The organism is Mycobacterium sp., assembly GCF_965277065.1.
Lineage (GTDB): Bacteria > Actinomycetota > Actinomycetes > Mycobacteriales > Mycobacteriaceae > Mycobacterium.
The window spans coordinates 89,088-109,490 of the sequence record NZ_CBDIBT010000013.1 but is presented as its reverse complement, the minus strand read 5'-3'; the positions used below and the strand labels follow the sequence as shown (position 1 = coordinate 109,490).

The 20,403-nt window shown below is 65.0% G+C and carries 18 protein-coding genes and 1 tRNA gene; 13 read left to right on the top strand and 6 right to left on the bottom strand.

Going from position 1 to position 20,403, the window contains the following annotated elements:
- The first annotated feature begins 83 nt into the window (after positions 1 to 83).
- Both ACQY5A_RS02615 and ACQY5A_RS02610 read left to right on the top strand, forming a co-directional pair.
- Positions 84 to 1,586 carry a CHAD domain-containing protein gene (locus ACQY5A_RS02615; protein ID WP_428338812.1) on the top strand — a complete coding sequence of 501 codons (1,503 nt, stop codon included), beginning with the start codon at positions 84 to 86 and terminating at the stop codon, positions 1,584 to 1,586.
- Positions 1,583 to 2,320, top strand: a complete 738-nt coding sequence (locus ACQY5A_RS02610) for a ParA family protein (RefSeq protein WP_428338811.1) — start codon at positions 1,583 to 1,585, stop codon at positions 2,318 to 2,320. Before ACQY5A_RS02615 ends, ACQY5A_RS02610 begins: the two co-directional genes overlap by 4 nt.
- Here the strand turns inward: ACQY5A_RS02610 and ACQY5A_RS02605 are convergent.
- Entirely contained in the window at positions 2,284 to 4,626 is a 2,343-nt protein-coding gene (locus ACQY5A_RS02605; RefSeq protein WP_428338810.1) for an ATP-binding cassette domain-containing protein, read from the bottom strand. The two genes, ACQY5A_RS02610 and ACQY5A_RS02605, sit on opposite strands and share 37 nt — an antisense overlap.
- Before the next feature lie 120 nt (positions 4,627 to 4,746).
- Positions 4,747 to 5,235, bottom strand: coding sequence for a MarR family winged helix-turn-helix transcriptional regulator (locus tag ACQY5A_RS02600; RefSeq protein ID WP_428338809.1), 489 nt, complete (start codon positions 5,233 to 5,235; stop codon positions 4,747 to 4,749).
- 124 nt (positions 5,236 to 5,359) lie between these two features.
- On the opposite strand from ACQY5A_RS02600, the gene ACQY5A_RS02595 reads away from it, so the two are divergent.
- Together ACQY5A_RS02595 and ACQY5A_RS02590 are read left to right on the top strand one after the other, a co-directional pair.
- Positions 5,360 to 7,450, top strand: a complete 2,091-nt coding sequence (locus ACQY5A_RS02595; RefSeq protein WP_428338808.1) for an ATP-binding cassette domain-containing protein — start codon at positions 5,360 to 5,362, stop codon at positions 7,448 to 7,450.
- Complete coding sequence (locus tag ACQY5A_RS02590) at positions 7,447 to 8,292, top strand: CbiQ family ECF transporter T component (RefSeq protein ID WP_428338807.1); 846 nt, start codon at positions 7,447 to 7,449, stop codon at positions 8,290 to 8,292. The genes ACQY5A_RS02595 and ACQY5A_RS02590 overlap by 4 nt, the downstream gene beginning before the upstream one ends.
- Positions 8,293 to 8,296: 4 nt before the next feature.
- Here ACQY5A_RS02590 and ACQY5A_RS02585 read toward each other — a convergent pair whose 3' ends face one another.
- From ACQY5A_RS02585 to ACQY5A_RS02575, 3 genes are read right to left on the bottom strand one after another with little or no spacing between them, the layout of a single operon-like run.
- Positions 8,297 to 9,634, bottom strand: a complete 1,338-nt coding sequence (locus ACQY5A_RS02585) for an ABC transporter substrate-binding protein (protein ID WP_428338806.1) — start codon at positions 9,632 to 9,634, stop codon at positions 8,297 to 8,299.
- Complete coding sequence (locus tag ACQY5A_RS02580; protein ID WP_428338805.1) at positions 9,631 to 10,455, bottom strand: carbohydrate ABC transporter permease; 825 nt, start codon at positions 10,453 to 10,455, stop codon at positions 9,631 to 9,633. Before ACQY5A_RS02580 ends, ACQY5A_RS02585 begins: the two co-directional genes overlap by 4 nt.
- Positions 10,442 to 11,317, bottom strand: coding sequence for a carbohydrate ABC transporter permease (locus tag ACQY5A_RS02575; protein ID WP_428338804.1), 876 nt, complete (start codon positions 11,315 to 11,317; stop codon positions 10,442 to 10,444). Before ACQY5A_RS02575 ends, ACQY5A_RS02580 begins: the two co-directional genes overlap by 14 nt.
- Before the next feature lie 33 nt (positions 11,318 to 11,350).
- Between ACQY5A_RS02575 and ACQY5A_RS02570 the strand changes: the two genes are divergently transcribed.
- The 7 genes from ACQY5A_RS02570 (at position 11,351) to ACQY5A_RS02540 (ending at position 17,575) form a co-directional block, all read left to right on the top strand.
- The gene (locus tag ACQY5A_RS02570) at positions 11,351 to 12,862 is read left to right on the top strand and encodes a TldD/PmbA family protein (protein WP_428338803.1); all 1,512 of its coding nucleotides are present in this window, start codon (positions 11,351 to 11,353) and stop codon (positions 12,860 to 12,862) included.
- Positions 12,859 to 14,232, top strand: a complete 1,374-nt coding sequence (locus tag ACQY5A_RS02565; RefSeq protein ID WP_428338802.1) for a metallopeptidase TldD-related protein — start codon at positions 12,859 to 12,861, stop codon at positions 14,230 to 14,232. The genes ACQY5A_RS02570 and ACQY5A_RS02565 overlap by 4 nt, the downstream gene beginning before the upstream one ends.
- A gap of 43 nt (positions 14,233 to 14,275) precedes the next feature.
- Complete coding sequence (locus tag ACQY5A_RS02560) at positions 14,276 to 14,452, top strand: hypothetical protein (protein ID WP_428338801.1); 177 nt, start codon at positions 14,276 to 14,278, stop codon at positions 14,450 to 14,452.
- 40 nt (positions 14,453 to 14,492) lie between these two features.
- Positions 14,493 to 15,320 (top strand): carboxymuconolactone decarboxylase family protein, encoded by an 828-nt coding sequence (locus ACQY5A_RS02555; protein ID WP_428338800.1) that lies wholly within the window; start codon positions 14,493 to 14,495, stop codon positions 15,318 to 15,320.
- Positions 15,321 to 15,349: 29 nt separating this feature from the next.
- Positions 15,350 to 15,423, top strand: a tRNA-Ile gene (locus ACQY5A_RS02550).
- Positions 15,424 to 15,606: 183 nt separating this feature from the next.
- On the top strand, positions 15,607 to 16,953 hold the full coding sequence (locus ACQY5A_RS02545; protein WP_428338799.1) for a hypothetical protein: 1,347 nt from the start codon (positions 15,607 to 15,609) through the stop codon (positions 16,951 to 16,953).
- A 19-nt stretch (positions 16,954 to 16,972) separates the two neighbouring features.
- Positions 16,973 to 17,575 carry a hypothetical protein gene (locus ACQY5A_RS02540; protein ID WP_428338798.1) on the top strand — a complete coding sequence of 201 codons (603 nt, stop codon included), beginning with the start codon at positions 16,973 to 16,975 and terminating at the stop codon, positions 17,573 to 17,575.
- Positions 17,576 to 17,882: 307 nt separating this feature from the next.
- Here ACQY5A_RS02540 and ACQY5A_RS02535 read toward each other — a convergent pair whose 3' ends face one another.
- A complete protein-coding gene (locus ACQY5A_RS02535) occupies positions 17,883 to 18,995 on the bottom strand; it encodes a hypothetical protein (protein ID WP_428338797.1) in 1,113 nt (370 codons plus the stop codon).
- Positions 18,996 to 19,215: 220 nt separating this feature from the next.
- Between ACQY5A_RS02535 and ACQY5A_RS02530 the strand changes: the two genes are divergently transcribed.
- Together ACQY5A_RS02530 and ACQY5A_RS02525 are read left to right on the top strand one after the other, a co-directional pair.
- Positions 19,216 to 19,464: a hypothetical protein gene (locus ACQY5A_RS02530; RefSeq protein WP_428338796.1), complete on the top strand. Its 249-nt coding sequence runs from the start codon at positions 19,216 to 19,218 to the stop codon at positions 19,462 to 19,464.
- Positions 19,461 to 20,189: a hypothetical protein gene (locus tag ACQY5A_RS02525; protein ID WP_428338795.1), complete on the top strand. Its 729-nt coding sequence runs from the start codon at positions 19,461 to 19,463 to the stop codon at positions 20,187 to 20,189. The genes ACQY5A_RS02530 and ACQY5A_RS02525 overlap by 4 nt, the downstream gene beginning before the upstream one ends.
- Positions 20,190 to 20,403: the final 214 nt, after the last annotated feature.

The following is a 20,403-nucleotide window of genomic DNA, read 5'->3' as shown; positions in this document are numbered from 1 at the left end:
GTGCTCAGTTGAACGATCCGTTAACCCAAGGTGTCTATAGTCTCCTCCGCGGCCTCGGTCTTGCGGTCGCAGAAAGGTATGCCATGAGCGGGGTTTCCCGCGCTTTCAGCAGGGAGGGCGCGGTCGACGCGGAGGCCGTCGCGGCAGCTCTGCGGCCGACGTTCACCGTCACGGCCGGGGCGGAGCAGACGGTCTCGCACACCTGGCTGGACACCTTCGACTGGCGCCTGCACTCGGCCGGGATCTCATTGCGGTACGCCGACGACGGGCCGCTGGTGCTGCAGTCTCCCGACGGGGCCCGGCTGCAGGCTCCACGGGCCGGGCTGAAGTGGCCGGCGCAGGCGCATGATCTGCCGGTTGGGGCGCTCCGTGACGCACTGGCGCCACTGATTGCGCCGCGGGCGCTGCTGCCGGTTGTGACCGTGCGGTCCGCCTCGCAGGAGGCTCGGGTGCTCGATGCCGAGGAGAAAACCGTCGCACGGCTGCAGACCGACAGCGTCGAGGACGGGACCAGCCAGCTACGGATCCAGCCGCTGCGTGGCTACGACACCGAGGCCGATCGGATTGCGCGGCTGCTGGCGCGGGCCGATGGGTTCAGTGCGGTCTCCGCGACGCTGTACGACCTCGCGCTGATCCATGCCAGTCGCAGCCCCGCCAACGGAAGCCGCCCGCGCGTGAAGCTGCAGCCGGAAACCCCTGCGGCCGTGGCTATTGCGGAGATGCTGATCGGGTTCGCAGCGGCGATCGAGGAGAACGTGCCAGGCACCATCGCGTCGATCGACACCGAATTCCTGCACGACCTGCGGGTCGCGGTGCGTCGTACCCGCTCGATTCTCAAGCTGGTCGGGGACGTGCTGCCCGACCAGCTGGCCGATCGGTTCGCGCCGGATTTCAAGTGGCTCGGCGATCTGACCACCCCGGTCCGCGACCTCGACGTCTACCTGCTCGAGCTGGATTCGATGGCCGCCCGGCTGACGTCGGCCGACCCCGGCGACCTCGACGCGTTCCGGTCGTTCCTGGTCAAACACCGCAGCGCCGAGCGGCGGCGGTTGGTGCGCGGGCTGCGGTCGAAGCGTTTCCAGAATCTGCTGGGCGACTGGCGCGCCGAGCTGATCGAGGTGACGCCCGTCGGCGGCGGCCCAACGGTCGCGATGCTCGCGCACCGGAGAATCACGCGGGCATACCGCAACGCGGTGCGGCGCGGGAAGCGGATCAACGAGAACTCGCCCAGCGAGGACGTCCACGCGCTGCGCAAGCGGTGCAAGGAGTTACGCTATCTGCTCGAGGTGTTCCGGCCGGTGTGCGATAACACGCCACACCGGGCGCTGCTCAAAGAGCTCAAGTCGCTGCAGGACACCCTCGGCGACTTCCAGGACGGTGAAGTGCAGCGCGAAGCCGTCCGCGAATTCGCCGCGGCGATGATGGAACAGGGAGCGGTGCCCCCCAAGACACTGCTGGCGATGGGGGAGATGGCCGCGCAGCTCGACGCGCACCAGCTGAACGCGCGGGCGGCGCTGGCTGGTCGGCTGAAACCGTTTCTGGCCGAGGACAATCGCGCCCGCGTCAAGGCGCTGGTGCGCCGATGAGGGTCTACGCGACGTACAACATCAAGGGCGGCGTCGGTAAAACGTCGGCTGCGGTGAACCTGGCCCATCTCGCGGCGCTCGACGGGCGCAACGTGCTGCTGTGGGACCTCGACCCGCAGGGCGCGGCGACCTACATGTTCCGGGTGCGGCCCAAGGTCAAAGGCGGCGGGCGGGCACTGGTGGACGGATCGCGATCGCTGGACGACGCGATCAAGGCCACCGACTTCGACGGGCTCGACCTGGTGCCCGCCGATTTTCGGTATCGCAACCTGGATGTGCAACTCGACGACACGAAGCGGCCGACGCGCCGGGTCCGAGAATTGTTGCGGCCGTTGGAAAGCCAGTACGACGTCGTTTTTCTGGATTGTCCGCCGAGCATCTCGTTGCTGTCGGAGAACGTCCTGCATGCGGTCGACAGGCTGTTGGTGCCGATGATCCCGGCGACGCTGTCGGTCCGGACGTTCGATCAACTGACCGATTTCGTCGCCGATTTCGAAGGGCGCCGCCCGCTGGTGCAAGCCTTCTTCTCGATGGTGGACCGGCGCAAGCGGCTGCATTGCGATCTCGTGGAACGTCTGTCGACCGAACGGGTGGGAATTCTGGCCAGCGCCATCCCGGCGCTGTCGGTCATCGAGCAGATGGCCGAACACCGAGCGCCGGTGACCGCGTTCGCGCCGCACAGCGCCGCCTCGCACTGCTACAGGGCGCTGTGGGCGGAGATCACCGGCGGCTGATGCCGGCGCGACGGCCGTCGCAGTCGCCATCGCAGCGCGGCGGTCGCGACGACGCCGAAGCCGATCAGCAGGCCCATGTCGAGCAGCCACTGCCCGGATGTGTGCCGCCACGAAACGTCAGCGTCGGCAAGGGGATTGACCACGTGCACGTCGACGGTGGACGCGGTGGCGGCGAAGCCCCATCGGGACGGCACCAGCCCCGCGATCTGCTCCAGCGGGAAACGGCCGGATATCGGGAACAGCGCCCCGGCGAACACCAGTGAGACCATCACGATCAGCACGGCAATCAACACGACCTGCTCGGAATAAGTCGCCAATGACGACAGGGCCAGCGCGACCAGCGCCGACACGATGGCCGTAACGGCCAGCGCGATGAACAGTTCGACGCTGGCCTCGAGTTTGTTGTGGCCGAGCAGGACCGCGCCGTGCGTGGGCGCCGGGTGGCCGACGGTCGCGACGATGGTGATGACGGCGGTTTGGACGACAGCGACGAGGCTATAGACGATTGCCTTGCCGGCCAAGAACGCTGACGCCGATAATCCGTGAGCTTGTTCGCGCCGAAAGATGCGCTGCTCGCCGAAGAGGTCGCGGATACCCAGGGCGGTGCCCATCACGACGGCGCCGATGCCGAGCACAGTGAGGAGCGCCACCGCCTGGTCCGGGTTGTTGCCGTAGCGACTTGCCGGGCCGAATCCGGAGTCCCCGGGTATCAGCAACGAGACGGCCCCGAACAGCACCGGGAGGATGGATAGGAAGATGAAGTACCGCTGATCGCCGATCATCACCCAGGCTTGCCGACGCGCGGAAATGATGATCTGGTGCAAGACATTTCGCTGCAGCGACGGCGCGGTCGTGGCCTCGGATACGGCCGGCGGCTCCGGCGGCGGCGGTTCCTGTTGTCGCGCCAGGTATTCGTCGTGGGCGCCGTAGGGGTCCGTGCGGGCCCGCTTGACGATCGTGGTCCAATCGGTGGTGCCCAACTGCGGCCCCATCTGCGACGGCGCGCCGGCGAACACCGGGATGCCGGTGGGGGTGAGCACCACCACCTGGTCGCACGAGTCGAGTTCGGTGGGTGTCGTCGTCGCGACCAGAACGACGCGACCGTCGTCGGCGAGTTGGCGCAGCGTCGCGGTGATCTTCTGTGCCGCTTCCGGTTCGAGTCCGGCGGTCGGCTCCTCGAAGACGAGCAGCGACGGGTCGGTCAGCAGTTCCACCGCGAGTGATGCCCGTTTGCGCTGCTCGGCGGTCAGGGTGCCGGCTTTGGCGGTGCGCAGCGTGGTCAGATCCATCTTGTCGAGCACCGAGCGCACAGCCTCGCCTCGGATCTCGGCGGAAGTAGTTGGTGCAAAACGCAATTCGGCGGCATAGCGCAGCGCCTGCTCGACGGTCAACTGCGGGCGCACCAGGTCGTGACGCGGCACCACTCCGACATGTGGCCGCACATCGTCGGCCGCGACGTCATGGCCATCGAAATCGACTTCGCCGACGGTCGGTTGCCGCGTGCCGGCGAGCACGTCGACTAAGGCGGACGTGCTCGCTTCGGAAAGACCGATCACCGAGGTGATGGTGCCTGGCGACGCGGTGAACGACAGATCGGCCAGCGCCTGTTCGCCGTCGACGCTGAGCCGCACCCGGCGCGCCTCCAGCGGACCGGCGATGGTCGTCGGTGCCGGCGTGCGGGACGCGGGCTGCTCGTCGTCCGGCGGCTGCAGCTGCGCGGTCGGCGCTGCTTCGTCCGGCTGGGGCTCCGGACGGCGAGGCTGCCGGAGCTTCGCCATCGCGCCGGTGAGTCGTGCGCCGACGGTCGGCTTCGACTCGGGTGGCGGGAAGGGCGCCGGCGGTTCCGGCTGAACCTGCGATGGAGGTGGTGGCGGCACCGGTGCCGGTGGCCATGGTGGCGGCGGCAGTGGTGCCGGTCGGGGTGGTGGCGGTGGTGGCGCGTAGGAACGCATCGGCGGCGGCACTCGCGGGGGTGGGGCCGCTGCGGGTGGGGCGACAAGCTGGAAGACCAGTCGTGGCCCGTGTTGGGGATCGCCGAGCGTGATGGCCCGCCCGTCATGGATGAAGACCGTCGACATGCGTACCCCGTCGACGTAGATCCCGGCTTCGCTGCGATCGACAGCGATCCATTGATTGCCGTTGAAGTGCAGCACCACCAAAGGTGGGACGCTGGATGGGCGGACACCGTCGAGGCGGATGTCCGCGCCACCGTCCACGCCTACGGTGACGTCGCGGCCAGGGGCGAAGGCGTACCTACGCGGGCCCAGCCACACGATCAAGGGCGGCCCGAATGTCGCCGTCGACACAGCCGCCCCCCCCTTTCCCGCCCAATTTCTCGAGTCGAGAGTCCATTATCCAGCCGCCGTGTAGCGCTGATGACCGACCGTAGGTCGTCGGCGCTGGCTAGACCCTCCCGGGGCGACCCTTTATCGAGGTGAGCAGGGTCGCGGGGCAGGCGCGGAGTCGTCGAGCAGGCGCCGCAACACCGTGACGGCTTCGGCGAGAGTCTGCCGGTCAGCCTCGTTCAACTCGCCGAGTTGCGGCTCGATCGCGCGGGCGCGATCGGCCCTGACCCGGTTCAGCGTGTGCATGCCCTCGGCGGTGATTTTGATGCGTACCGCCCGGGCATCGCCTGGGTCGACGGTCCGGGTGACCAGGCCGGCGTCTTCGAGCCGTCGCACCTGGGTGGTCATCGTGGGCTGCGAGCAGTGATCCACCGCGGCGAGATCGCAGATCCGTGCTTCGCCATGGGCGTCGATCGTCGACAGCAGGCGGGCCTGCGCGGCCGGTAATTGCATCTGAATGCGTTGCGTGGCATAGCGATTGAGCCGGGCGACGACGGCGAGCAGATCCGCGCCAAGACCGGCGACAGCCTCCTGCGCGGCGCGTCGCTCGGTGATTGCGGACGATGTCATGCCTATATAGTTGCATAGCTAGGCTATCTAGGCCACGAACCGGCAATTTCCGTCTCGTCAACTCGATCGAACCCTCATTGTTTGCTCGCGGGTATACCCCGTGGGTGCTGGCAGAATTGATGAAATGAACGCGACTCGCTCTCCGACCGGGAATGCCGCGTCCCGCTCGCTGAGTCCCAGCGAGCTCGCGCAGGCATCGGTGATGGCCGCGCTGTGCGCGGCGACCGCGATCATCTCGATCGTCGTGCCGTTCGCTGGAGCGCTGTCGTTGCTGGGGACGGTCCCGATGGGATTGCTGGCCTACCGCTACCGGTTTCGCGTGCTGGTCGCTGGAACGGTCGGCGCCGGAGTGATCGCGTTCCTGATCGCAGGCCTGGGCGGCTTGCTGACAGTCGCCAACAGCGCCTATGTCGGTGGGCTGACCGGCGTCATCAAACGCCGGGGCCGCGGCACCGGGACGGTGCTCGTTGTCTCTGTCATCGCCGGCGCGGTGTTCAACGTGTTTGCGGTCGGCGCGCTGATGCTGCTCTCGCGGCTGCGAAACCTGATCTTCGACACCATCACCGCCAACATCGACGGGTTCGCGGCCGTATTGACTGCGATCGGCCGTTTCGCGGTCGCGCATTCGTTTCCGCTCAGTACCCGCATCGGCCAAGTATTCGAGGCGACCGCTCACGGGCTCCAGTGGTTCATCGCCCATGCGCTGCGCTACTGGCAACTGCTGCTCTTTGCCAACGGCGTCGTCTCGCTGGTGATCGTGTCGTTGATCGGATGGTGGGCGTTGTCGCGGGTGCTGAACCGGATGCGCGGCATCCCCGACGTGCACAAGCTGGATGCCCCGCGCGACAGCGCGCCGGTGGGTCCGGTCCCGGTGCGGTTGGACCGGGTCCGCTTCCGCTACCCGAATACCTCCCACGACGCGCTGCGACCCGTCGACCTAGAGGTCAAGGCCGGCGAACATCTCGCGATCACCGGAGTCAACGGCTCCGGGAAGACGACCCTGATGCTGGTGTTGGCCGGGCGGGAACCGACATCGGGCACCATCGAACGTCCCGGGTCGGTGGGGCTGGGTCGGATGGGCGGCACCGCGGTGGTCATGCAGCATCCGGAAAGCCAGGTGCTGGGCACCCGGGTTGCCGACGACGTGGTGTGGGGTCTGCCGCCGGGCACCAAGACCGATGTGGACCAGTTGCTTCAGGAAGTCGGCCTGGAGTCGCACGCCGAACGCGACACCGGAAGTCTGTCCGGCGGTGAACTGCAGCGGCTGGCGGTCGCGGCCGCTCTGGCGCGCGAGCCCGCGCTGCTCATCGCCGACGAGGTCACCAGCATGGTCGACCAGGAGGGCCGCGACAGCCTGCTGGGCGTACTGTCCGGCCTGAAACGGCAGCACAGCACGGCGCTGGTGCACATCACCCACTACAGCTCCGAGGCCGAATCCGCGGACAGCACAATCAATCTCAGCGAGTCTGGGGACAACACCGACATGGTCGAGACGATGGCCGCGCCTGCGACGACGCCGCCGCCGGTGGGACATGAGTCCGGTCCGGCGATTCTCGAAGTCGCCGGCGTCAGCCACGAGTACAACAGCGGCACACCGTGGGCCAAGGCTGCTCTGCGTGACGTCAGCTTCACCGTCCACCAGGGCGACGGGTTGTTGATCCACGGCGGCAACGGGTCAGGAAAGTCGACGCTGGCATGGATTTTGGCCGGGCTGACGGTGCCGACCACGGGCGATTGTCTGCTCGACGGCCTGCCCACGCACGAGCAGGTCGGTGCGGTGGCGCTGTCATTCCAGGCGGCCCGGCTGCAGTTGATGCGGAGCCGGGTCGATCGGGAAGTGGCTTCGGCAGCAGGGTTTTCGCCGAAGGACCAGGACCGCATCGAGAACGCCCTGGCCGTGGTGGGGTTGGACAGCGGGTTGAGCACACGGCGCATCGACCAGCTCAGCGGCGGCCAGATGCGCCGGGTGGTGCTGGCCGGTCTGCTGGCGCGGTCTCCGCGCGCGCTCATTCTCGACGAGCCGCTGGCCGGCTTGGACGCCGAAACGCAGACCGGCTTGGTGCGATTGATCGAGGATTTACGCCATGAGCAGGGGCTCACCGTGGTGGTCATCTCCCACGACTTCGTCGGCTTGGAGGAGCTGTGCCCCCGCACCCTGGATCTTCGCGACGGGGTGCTTCACGCGGTCTCGACTGCGGCCGGAGGGGTGTCGTGACTACCACGCCTGCGAAGGAACGATCAGAACGCCGGCCGTCGCGCTCGGTGGTTCTGCTGCGTCCGGTGCCGGGCAGCTCCGCGGTACACGACCTGTGGGCCGGCACCAAATTGCTTGCCGTGGCCGCTATCTCGGTGCTGCTGACCTTCTTCCCGGGATGGATCGCGATCGGTCTGGTGGCCGGGCTGGTATTGACGGCCGCGCGGATCGCGCGCATTCCGCGCGGCGCTCTGCCCACCATTCCGCACTGGCTGTGGGTCCTGCTTGCTCTCGGCGGCATCTCGGCCACTTTCGGCGGCGGAAGCCCGGTGATCGAGTTGGCCGGAACATCGATCGGGCTCGGCGGGCTGTTGAACTTCCTGCGGATCACCGCACTGTCGATTGTCTTGCTGGGGCTGGGGGCGATGGTGTCGTGGACCACCAATGTCGCTGAAATAGCGCCCGCGGTGGCCTCTTTGAGCCGGCCGCTGCGACTGGTGCGGATACCGGTCGACGAATGGGCCGTCACGATCGCGCTGGCCCTGCGGGCATTCCCGATGCTGATCGAGGAGTTCCGGGTGCTCTACGCGGCACGTCGGCTGCGGCCCAAACGGGTGACGCCGTCTCGCAGGGGGCGCGGGAAGCGGCTGGCGGCGGAGCTCGTCGACCTGCTCACCGCGGCGCTGACCGTGACATTGCGACGTGCCGACGAGATGGGCGACGCCATCACCGCGCGGGGCGGGATCGGCATGATCTCGGCGATGCCGGCCCGGCCGAAATCTGCCGACTGGATTGCTATGTCGATCACGCTTGCGGTGTGCGCCGCCGCGATCTGGCTCGACGTCCCGCCGGTCCCGCGCTGACCTGCTAACGGCGGGCGGCTGCGTTGGCGGCGTTCTCGGCGTTGTGCAGAGTTGACGCGACATCGCCGCGGCCCAAGAACATCTCGTCGAAGTAGGGTTTGAGCGCTTGATTTCCAGCGGCGAAGCCGGCGCCGCCCGGTGCGGCGATCCGCGGACCGTTGAGGACCGTGAAGAACGGTCTGACGTCGACGCCCTTGGTCAGCCAGTAATCGAAGTACACGTGCTGGGCCGCGGTCACGGCAGGGATGGCGCTGCCTTGGCGGCCGATGTACTGATTTCCCTCGATGCTGCCCATCCACGCCAATACCTGGCCTACCGCGTCCGGGTGCGCGGACGCCGAATTGCCTGCCGCGGCAATTCCGTTGGTGACGCTGACGCCGCCCTTGGGACCGGCAGGAAGCATCGCCACACCCCAGCGGAAGTTGGCTTGGGCGGTGATGGTGGCCAGGTTGTAGGTGCCGGACTGAAACAGTGCCATCCGGCCCGCCAAGAACTGGTTGCGGGAGAAGTCGCCGTTGTCGTTGGTTTCCGAAGCGGGCGGCGCGACGTGGTCGTCGTTGATCAGCTTGACCAGGTAGGTGAAGGCCTCGACGGCACCCGGGTTGTCGAAGGCGAAACGGTCACCGGCCTGATACGCCCCGCCCGCCGACCCGATGTAGTTGAGGTAGATGCCCTGCGCGTCGTTGGCGGCGTTGTAGCCCCACTGCCGGACCCGTGCCGGGTCGAAACCCGTTGTGCCCGCGGTGTGTCCATCGGCATCGACGGTGAGCCGGTTGAGCAGTGGACGCAGTGTGTCGTCGGCGTCCGGGCTCCAGCGCAGGGTCGACAGGTCCGCGGCATCGACGCCGGCGGCGGCGAGCAGGTCCGCGTTGTAGTACACCGCGATGCCGGCGTCGGTGAGTTGCGGCACTGCCCACAGCGTTCCGCCGCGGGTGAACTGCTGTACCACCGACGGCTCCCAGGCGGACGCGGCTTTCGGTCCCAGCGTCTTTCCGACGTCGATCAGGCGGCCACTGTCGGCGTATCCGGCGAGGAAGGCGTTGGAGACCCAGAAGATGTCGTCGGCGCTACCCCCGGCGACATCGGTGCGCAGCGTGGTGAAGTAGGTCGAGTACGACACGACGTTGGTGCGCACGTCGATGTCGGGATGCGTTCGGGTGAAGTCCGCGAACGACTTTCGGTACGCGGCGGCGACCTGCTCGTCCCACAGTCTGACGGTGACGACGGTCTTGCCGGCGACCGGGCGCGCCGTGACGTCCAAGACCACCGCTGCGAAGCCCAGCAGCGCGGCGATCAGTACGAAGCCGGCTACGAAAAGCGTGGAAGACCGCGGCCGCATCACTTGAGTCCTGTGACGACGATCGAGCGGACGATGTGCCGCTGAAATGCAACGAACAGCACCAGCAGTGGCACGATCGCTACCACGGTCGCGGCCATCACCAGCGTCCACTGCGAGTTGTAGCGCGACTGCAGGGCCGCCGTCGCCACCGTCAGCACTTGCCATTTCGGGCCGCTGGTGATCACCAACGGCCACATGAAGTGATGCCACTGCGACACCACGGTGATCAGCATCAGCGTCACCAGCACCGGCCGACTGGACGGGATCACCACATGCACGATCACGTCCAGGGTGTTGGCGCCATCCAGGTATGCGGCGTTGACCAGGTCATCGGGGATCGCGCGAAAGTGTTGGCGGAGAAGGAAGATCGCGTACGGAGAACCGAAGACGAACGGCAGCACCAAGGCCCAGAACGTGTTGCGCAGACCCAGCTGCGCCATCATCAGATAGAGCGGCACCACCGTCACGCTTCCCGGCACCATCAACGTCGCCAGGTACACCCAGAACAGTGCGTCCCTGCCGGGGAACCGCAACCGCGCGAACGCATAGGCGGCCAACACCGACGAGCTCACCTGGCCGAGCAGGATCACCGCCGTCATCAACGCCGTCACTGCCAGCGCCCGGCCGAACCCGGCACCGCCCAAGTCGGCGTAGTTCGACAGCGTCGGCGGCCGTGGCAACGACAACGGCGTGCCGGTCGCGAACTGATGCGCCGACGTGACCGACGTCAGCAAGCCGAGCACGAACGGCACCAACGTCAGCAACGCGCCGGCCAGCAAGCCGACGTACACCAGAACCGCGGCAGGGCTTTTAGGTGAGGTCATAGCTGACCCGCCGACGGAAATACAGATGCTGGACGATGGTGATGCCGACCAGGATGACGAACAACACCACCGCCATCACCGAGGCCCGGCCGATCGACGCCGCCCCGAAGGCTTCGGCGTAGATCCGGTGGGCGACCAGGTCGGTGCGGTCCTGCGGACCGCCGCCGGTCAACGCATACACGGTATCGAATACCTGTGCGGCACTGATGATTCCGGTGACCAGCACGAAAAACATGGTCGGCCGCAGCATCGGCAGCGTGATGCGCCAGAACCGCTGCCAGGATGTCGCGCCGTCGGTGCGCGCCGCGGAGTGGATCTCTGCGGGGATGGCCAGGATGCCGGACAGAAAGAACAGCGCGACATAGCCGACGTTGGTCCACACCACGACCGCCGACACCACCGGCAACGCCAGCCCAGGCTCGGTGAGCCACTCGATGCGATGACCCAGCAGTGTGCTGATCGCGCCGTCGGTGGGTGCGAGGATCCAGCGCCACAACACCGCGATCGCCAGCGGCACGCAGATCCACGGCAGCACATACAACGTGCGGAACACGCCGCTGCCGGGCAGTTCGCGAGCAAGCATCGCGCCGACGGCCAACCCGAGCACGGTCTGGATTGGGACCACGATCGCCACGAACGCACATGTCACCACTAGCGAATTGCCAAAGGTGTGGTCGGTGAGCACCGAGCGCCAATTCTGGCCTCCGACATACTCGATCGGCCCGAGCAGATCCCAGCGGTGCAGGCTCAGCCACACCACTACCAAGATCGGCAGCAGCAGGAACGTGACTACCCCGAACAGACTCGGCGCGAGCAAGGCATATCCGAGCGCCGCCGATCGGCGTCCGGACGTGTCACCCATACAGGTATTAAAGCCGGTCGATACGGTGGCAGGGTGACACCGAACCGGGGGATCGATGCCGACTTCCTCAGCCTGCCCCGCCACGAACTGGCCGACGCTGCGCTGTCCGCTGCCGTCGCGGCCGGGGCCAGCCACGCCGACCTGCGAATTCACCGGCTGGTCAGCGAGATCATCCAACTGCGCAACGGTGAGCTGGAGACCGCGGTGCTCAACCGCGAGATCGGCTTGGCCGTCCGCGTCGTGGTTGACGGCACCTGGGGCTTCGCGTCGCACGCGGAACTGTCACCCGACGTCGCCGCCGAGACCGCCCGCCGCGCGGTGGCGGTGGGCCGCACGCTCGCCGCGCTGAACACCGACCGGGTCGAGCTGGCCTCCGAGCCGGTGTATCCCGATGCCACCTGGGTATCGAGCTATCGCATCGACCCGTTCACCGTGCCGCTGGCCGACAAGATCACCGTGCTCGACGAATACTCCGGACGGCTGCTGGCCGCCGACGGCATCAACCACGTCTCGGCCAGCCTGATGTCGGTCAAAGAGCAGACCTTTTACGCCGATACCGCCGGCTCGTCGATCACTCAACAGCGGGTCAGGGTGCAGCCCCGGTTCGAGGCGATCACCGTTGACAGCGGCGGCTTTGACTCGATGCGCACACTGGCGCCGCCGATGGGCCGCGGCTGGGAAGCGCTGACCGACGACGGTGTGTGGAACTGGACTGACGAGCTGGCCCAGTTGCCGTCGGAGCTGGCCGAAAAGATCAAGGCTCCCAGCGTCCAGGCCGGCCGCACGGATCTGGTCATCGATCCGACCAACCTGTGGCTGACCATCCACGAATCCATCGGCCACGCAACCGAATACGACCGAGCGATCGGCTACGAGGCGGCCTACGCGGGCACGTCGTTCGCCACCCCTGACAAACTCGGCACGCTGCGGTACGGCTCGTCGCTGATGAACGTGACCGCCGACCGTACCGTCGAATTCGGTTTGGCCAGTATCGGTTACGACGATGAGGGAGTGGCCGCCCAGAGCTGGGACCTGGTGCGCGACGGGATATTCGTCGGGTACCAACTCGACCGGGCGTTCGCGCCGCGACTGGGTCAAGCGCGCTCGAACGGCTGCTCGTACGCCGACTCACCGCATCATGTGCCGATCCAGCGGATGGCCAACGTGTCGCTGCAGCCGGGCCCTGAAGGCTTGAGCACTGACGACCTGATCGGTCGGGTCGACGACGGCATCTACATCGTCGGCGACCGGTCATGGTCAATCGACATGCAGCGCTACAACTTTCAGTTCACCGGACAGCGGTTCTACCGGATCCGCGACGGGCGCCTGGACGGTCAACTCCGCGACGTCGCCTACCAAGCCACCACGACCGACTTCTGGAATTCGATGGACGCCGTCGGCGGCCCGTCGACCTGGCGATTGGGCGGAGCGTTCAACTGCGGCAAGGCGCAACCCGGTCAGGTGGCTGCCGTCAGCCATGGTTGCCCGTCGGCCTTGTTCCGCAGAGTCAACGTGCTCAACACCCGTACGGAGGGCGGCCTGTGATCGGCCCGCAACAGGTCATCGACATCACACTTCAGACCGCGGCGAAACTGGGGCGCGCCGCCGAGACCATCGTGGTGGTCACCGACCGCTCGGCGACGTCGCTGCGGTGGGCGAACAACTCGATGACCACCAATGGAGTGTCGACCGCACGGCAGACCACGGTGATTTCGATTGTCCGGCATGGCGATACCGCTCGGGTCGGCTCGCTGACCACGGCCGAGGTGGAGCCGTCCGCGATCGAACAACTGGTCGCCGTGTCGCAATCGGCCGCCATCGAGGCGCCCGAGGCTCGTGATGCCGCGGCGCTGCTGAGTGGTAACACCGCGCCGGATGACTGGGATACCCCGGTCTCGTCGACGGGTCCCGAGGTGTTCGCCGGCATCGCCGACCCGTTGGCGCGCGGATTCCGCGGACCCGATCAGCTGTACGGCTTCGCCCAGCACACGGTGGAGACGACCTTTCTGGCGACGTCGACGGGGCTTCGGCGGCGCTACACCCAGCCCGCCGGTTCGGTGGAGATCAACGCCAAGCGCGACGGCGCCAGCGCGTGGGCGGGGGTCGGAACCCCCAATTTCGCTGGTGTGGACGCGGATTCGCTGCTCGACGAGCTGTCCATGCGGCTTGGCTGGGCGTCGCGTCGCGTCGACCTGCCGGCCGGACGCTACGAGACGATTCTGCCGCCCTCGGCGGTCGCAGACATGATGATCTACCTGGGCTGGTCGATGACGGGCCGCGGTGCACAGGAGGGCCGCACCGCGCTGTCGGCCCCGGCCGGCGGGACGCGGGTGGGTGAGAAGCTGACCGACCTGCCGCTGACGCTGTATTCCGATCCCGGGGCGCCCGGGTTGGGGTGCACGCCGTTTGTGACCGCGACCAGTTCGTCGGAGACGCTGTCGGTGTTCGACAACGGGATGAACGTCGGCCGGGTGGACTGGATTCGCGACGGGGTGATCAACGCGCTGGCCTATTCGCGGGCGGCGGCCGACGAGTTCGGCGCGCCGGTCGCATTGGCTGCCAACAACATCCTGATGACTGGCGGTGGAATCGAGCTCGCCGACATGATCGCGACGACCGAGCGCGGGTTGCTGCTGACCACGCTGTGGTACATGCGCGAGGTCGACCCAACCACGCTGCTGCTGACCGGGCTGACCCGCGACGGCGTCTACGTCGTCGAAGACGGTGAAGTGGCTGCGGCAGTGAACAACTTCCGCTTCAACGAAAGCCCATTGGATCTGTTGCGGCGGGCCACTGAGGCCGGTGTGAGCGAGCTGACGCTGCCACGGGAGTGGGGCGACTGGGTGACCCGCGCGGCGATGCCGTCGCTACGGATTCCTGACTTTCACATGTCATCGGTGAGCCAAGCAACGTAAGCCGTTGCGCCGGAAACGAATCCGCAATAAGGACGTCGGTCACATGTCGATCCGGGGGGTTCTGATGTTCAAGGGGTTCTTGCCGCGTGCAGTGAGCGGCGCCTTCGCCGTCGCGGCGGCGTCTAGTTGGAGTTCGACTTTCGCAGCGCACGCTCCCGTCAATCTCTTCGAGGCGCTGCGGGACACCACGCTGGGAAGCTTCGGCATCACCATTCCCTGATTTCACGTGTCATCGGTGAGCCACGCGTCATAATCGGCGGGTGGTGTTGCACGACGACCTGACTCGACTGGTGGCCTTGTCGCCGGGCGACGGCCGGTTGACCGCATTGGTGCGGAGCGTGTGCGGGACGACGCTCGGACTACCGGCGCTTCCTTTTGAGGCAGACCCGGCTACCGATGATGTCGTCGCCGAGTTCGCCGAGCAGTTCAGCATGGACGTCTCGACGATCGGTGGCGAGCAGCGATCGAGGCTATGGAAGACGGTGGGCGACAGCACGTTCAGCGCAGTCATTCAGATGTACATCGCCGATTTCGTTCCTCGGGTGCGCGCCGGGCTGGAAGCCCTCAGCGTCGGGCATGAGTACCTCGGCTGGGTTGCCGGGCCCGTGTCGTGGGATCACGCCACCGACCCGTCCGATCTCGTGTTCAACTCGTTCCTGCCGACGGTAGCGCGATTGCGTGAGCTCGATGCGGTGACGGCCGAGGTGGTGCGATTGCGCGGCGCCACCCAGCACAACTGTCGGCTGTGCAAGTCGCTGCGCGAGACGACGGCGCTGAATGCCGGTGGCACGGAGACGCTGTACGAAGACATCGAGCGGTTCGAAGAGTCGGCGCTGTTGACCGACCGGCACAAGGCGGCGCTGCGGTACGCCGACGCGCTGATCTGGACGCCGAGTCGCATCGAGTCGGGCGTCGCCGACGGGGTGCGTGCCTACTTCTCCGACGCCGAGGCCGTCGAGCTGACCCTCGACGTGATGCGCAACGCCAGCAACAAGGTCGCGGTGGCGCTGGCCGGCGACGCGCCGCGCGTCGAGCAAGGCACCGAGGAGTATCTGCTCGACGTCGACGGGCAGACGGTGTTCAGCTGAGGCCTGGCGCTAATCTTTACGTTGATCTAGGGGCGGTAGCTCAGTTGGTTAGAGCCGCGGACTCATAATCCGTAGGTCGCGGGTTCGAGCCCCGCCCGCCCCACCGTAAAAGGCCTGGTCAAGTGAGATGTCGCCGTCAGACGACAGTCGTCCAAACCGTTTCGTAGCGGCGTCGTCGCGGCGCACGGCGACTGCACCGCCGCGACCGGCGCAGCTAGCTAACAAGGTCTGATGGGCGTCGGCGTGCCTATATCAGAGATTCCGCCACCGGTGGGACCATCCGCTAGTGGCCGACCGGATTAAAGAGACGATGGACGGCACACTGGGTCACTTCTGGACGGACATCAACAACGTTCACGACTTGGACAAGTCAGACGACGGTTACGCAAGACTTGTTGACGGCAGCCTTTTCCACGTGAGTACTCTGCGCACCCGCGAATTCAATGATTGGTCGCGGCTTAACGAGAGGCTCCCTCGACCCGAAGTCGTTTATGGGATGACCGCTGCAACGCGCTCCCTGTTTTTCGACATTGCGGGAGTCGCTCAGAACAACGTAATGGGTCCGCGAGCGTCTACGCAGACCCTTCGTACACGCGGCGTGGTTGTCGATGTACCTTTCGAGTTGCTCCAAAGCACGAACTTCCTGGCCGTAGAGGTCCGTATCCCGGAAGTTACTACCTGGTCCGGTTTGCAGGGTGTTTCCGAAACGGTTCGAAGGTTTGAGGACAACCGGCCCAAGACCTACACCGCGGCAACAATCGAGACCGAGCCGCTCGAAATTGAGATACGACGCGGTCTGAAGTTGACGCTGGACACGACGTGGTCCGTCGACGGTCCCGACGATAAACGAACGCTCAGCACCCCGTTGGTCGTGAGCACTGAAAGCAAGACGCCAAGGACATGGGATCAACATCTCGTCCCGCTTATCGCGGTACAAGATCTGATAAATTTGGCCTACGAAGGGTTCGTGCCAGCAGAACGCGGAACCGTGAAATTCAAGTGCCGGGACGACGGCCGTCCGCGCAGTGCTTCCCAAGTCTGGAACTCACGGCTGATGACAGTTCCTCGCGGTGTATCGCGGCCAAACTCGATGAGCGAGTATCCGCTGTTCCATCTTCATCAGATCGGCGGTGTGCGAGGGGTAAGAAACTGGATTCGGCTAGACCACCGGTATCCGCGAGCAACAGGCCCTATCGCGAATACGTTCCGCTACGGAACGACAGGTGCGGAAGTGCGCTTGATCGAAATCGCTCTTGCGTTGGAGTACTGGACATCTGTTCATAAGAAGCTAGGTCGTGAATGGGCAAAGCCACGCAAGCGCAAAAAAGCCAATGAGCCACTGCCGATGTCGGTTGGCCGACATGTCGGTCCTGCCTTCACCGAGTTTGTAGGTGACCTGGATAAGTGGAGCGATCTCTTCTGGAACACCTATCGCAGTTTGAAACATGCGCCGTCGTTCGAGTACGACCCGATCGACGTGCAAATCCTCGGTGACGCAGGCGCTTTGCTACTTCTCGGAGAGCTGCTAAACAGAGTCGCCGAGACCAGGCAGCCGATGGATCTCCTGTGCCGCAGCCACCGAACCGAACATCTCATACAAAACGTTCGCCGACTCGTCGAAAGTGCCCAGTAGACCATCGGAGGAACGGATTGTGATCGTGACGCGGATTTTGGGTTCAAGCGATTTGGTACGAGTCGAAATCCTTAACCACTCAGGGTGGTGGCAGCTGTGGCTACCGTTCGTCGGCTCGTTGATCGTCGCCATGGTGGCTTTTATTGGTGTGCTTCTTAGCAACAGGACGAACGGACGCGCTATCACCGCTTCAGACGAACGCGAGCTGGTCCGTTGGCGGCGAGAGAAGTTGCTTGAACTTGCAGATACGCTCCTCAACACGTCAGATTTCGCTGCAGGCCGCCTTCGAGGGTGCCTGTCCTGGACTGGTACCACGACGGCCAATAAGACCCTCTACGAGGTGAACAACGACTTCTCAACCATTCCTATGCTGGGTCGCCGGATGACCTTCATCACCGACAATCTCGATGAGGAGGTCAAGGCCGTTTTCGACGCTATAGGAGAATTGTTTCTGTTCACGGCGGAAAAGTGGGAGCGCGCCAAGCACGAAGTCGGGCAAAGCTCTCAACCGACCATCAAAGCAATAGAGACGGAAGCCGAGAAGGTGCGTGTAGCACAGCGAGCATTTGTCCTCGCGGTACGAAAGGCTGTTACCAATCTCGCGAGCGCCAAGTCTGCTTAACCCGAAGCATGGCCCGCGTATCAGCCGATCCGCTCGCCGGGGTAGCCCTTGAGCTCATCGCGTGGCCGGCGCCTCTCTCGGGGCGTGAGCGACAGTCCGCGCAACTCGACCTCGGGGCACTTGGGCAAGTACATGCCGCCTTCGCTTGGTGGCCGGCCATTCGCTTGACGCGGTAGCAGGCCTGGCCCCCAGTCCATCTCGCCAGCCTCGGCTGTAGCACTGGGATCGCGCGGGCGTCGATAGCGCCGAGGCGGTGGTTGCTCGCGCCAGGGTTCAGGTTGGTAGATGCCTCGGTCTTTCGCCACGGCTAGGTCGCGATCGCCGGGGCGGTGTAGCTGTTGCTCGTCGTGATTTGGCAGACCACGGCCGCGCTGCGGTGCCGTACGCCGACGCCGAACCCACGCGCAAGGAAGCTGTCTTGTAGGGGGTATCCGTTCCAGTGGCCCGGGATATGACGCAGCCCTTGGTAAGCCACGTTAACGTGCTGCCTCATGCCGACCGGGTTCTCGTCGCTACCTGCACCACCTGATGCCACGACGGCGACATAACCCCTTGGTACGTAGGTGCTTTGCAGCAGCCATGCGTTGCCGTACGAACCCCAGACCTTAAGCCCGTTCCAGTCGGTCGGCGGGATTGCGCCGTGGATCGTTTCGTTCGAGAGGTACGCCGGAAGCCACGCTGACGGAATGAAGTCAAACTTGGGTAGTGGTCCGCCAGTTCGGTATTCGATCCCAGCGCGCCAAGCGGTCATGCTTGATGCGTCGACGTCGAGCGGGTTAGCGAATAGAACCAACTGGCTTGCAGTATCAATACCGTACCCGTGCTCGGTGATGTGCTTAATCATCAATTCAACGTCGGCGGAGTCGATAACGGTGCTACCTGATGTCAGGTAATGCGTATGCGTCCCATCGAAAGTCGTGCCGAGATAGGGCGGTGGTGTCATTCCATCACCTGACCAAAGGCCGTAGCAAGTGTGGCCCCACTCATTCATCTCGGTTGCAGGGTCGAACAGCCGGCGCAAGATTGTTCCATTTACGTTTTTATTGTCCGCTTCCAGCACGCGGGTTACCTGGGCCGTAACCTGTTCTGCCGTAGCTTCTCTCAAAAATTTCCAGGTGGCACGTAAACTGAGGTCGTAGTCCCGGAAGCTGTAACCCAGCTTCAGGACATCGCTGGGCGGACGGATCGCACGCGGCACGCCCATTTCAGTCGCGAGCTCGAAGCTGTCGCTTGAGATGCTCTGTGGCACAGCGTCGGCGGCATTGATGGTCTGGTAGCTGATCAGGCTGCCGACCGTAGCGCGTTCGGAGTTGTAGAGCGCAAGGGCTTCTTGGATCTCAGCCCAAATTTGGTTCAGATCAACACCGTCGGCTGTCTGATTGACGAGCACATCGCCTTCGGTGCTTATACCTTTCGCCATGTCTTCACCTAACTTAATTCGTAATTCCATATACGGGTAGGGCGAACGCTAGCGTCAAAAGAGAAAGCTCGTAATGCGATAACGGACCCTCGGTAAGGGACCGATAGTTAATCGAGCGAGTCGCGACCGAAACGCGGTAGGGTAGCGGAGCTAGGCGAAAGACATTCTTGCGTAGATGCTTTCGTGTCAAGAAAATTCAATCTGATTGCAGGAGTACAAGATGGCACGCGTTGCTCCGTGCGTTCCCGACGATCCGCCAGGACTGGTGTTGTCGGATGCGCCGACGATCAAAGGAAAGGCCGGGGCAGTTGCTTGGTATCGGGAAGTGCTCGGCATTCCTGTGTCGATGAATAACGTCACCGTCGCGACCAATAACCGAGCGCTGCCAAGCTATCTGATCGGCGGGGCGGTGTTCTACTCGTCAAAAGATCTGTACCGATACATCACTTCTGAACGGAGAACAGCATGACCATCGACCACGACCGCCGCACGATGCTGACGGCGAAGTACGGCCTCGACCGCCCGCCGATGAACCCTGTGCTGAATACCACGGTCCAGGCGATCCTCGACGCCGAGCACGTTGTGAGCCGACAAGGGTTCGCGCGCCGCCTAGGGGACTGGGTGGACCCGTCGCGGAGTCCGCGCGTGCATGAGATCGCCATTCGGGCCCACGCTGACCTACGCGCGAAGATGGCCCAGGGCGGGATTGTCTACGACGACTTCGCCGAAGAGGGTTACCCCTATGACCCAGACAACCCTTCTGACGCTGCCGTTCTGATTCACTTCGTTGGCACTGATCGGGTAAGCGTCTGTAAACGCCAGCTGCCTGGACTCGTGGAGCGCGGAGTGGACTACCACACGGGCCTCTTGCAGGTGTACGGATCGGTCTACGACGGCGGGCGTGAGGGTGACTGTTCGATTCGGCTCGCGCGAGATTGCGGCGGACCCAACAGCATGGTGACGCTGAGCTACGGCGCCCTCGTTCTGGTGTTCCGATGCTGCGAAGAATGCAACCTTGCCGCTCGCGAGAATGCGGAAGTCGGGTACAAGCTTGGCCTTATGGAGGCCAACGAACGGCTAGCAGAGATGCCACTGCCCGCGTGGGCGAGGACCGCGCCTTGGTGGATGCGGGTTCGGGCTTGGCTTCGGCGACTCGCACGACGGCCCCGGGTGGCTGGCTCAGCGGCCCACTGACGTGATGCGAAGCCTCGGCGGTAGACCGGGAAGGCTCACTCGCCGCAAGGTCGCTAAGAGGGCTCTGAGAATTTCGATGATTTGAGCTTTTCTCTGGCGTATCCCCACACCCGGCGAAAGTCTGCAACCCGTCTGAGGGCAACTCAGAGCCGAAACCGGTTCCAGCGTCAATAGATACGCGGATACTATTTCCGGCGTGACGAGAGCGACTGGA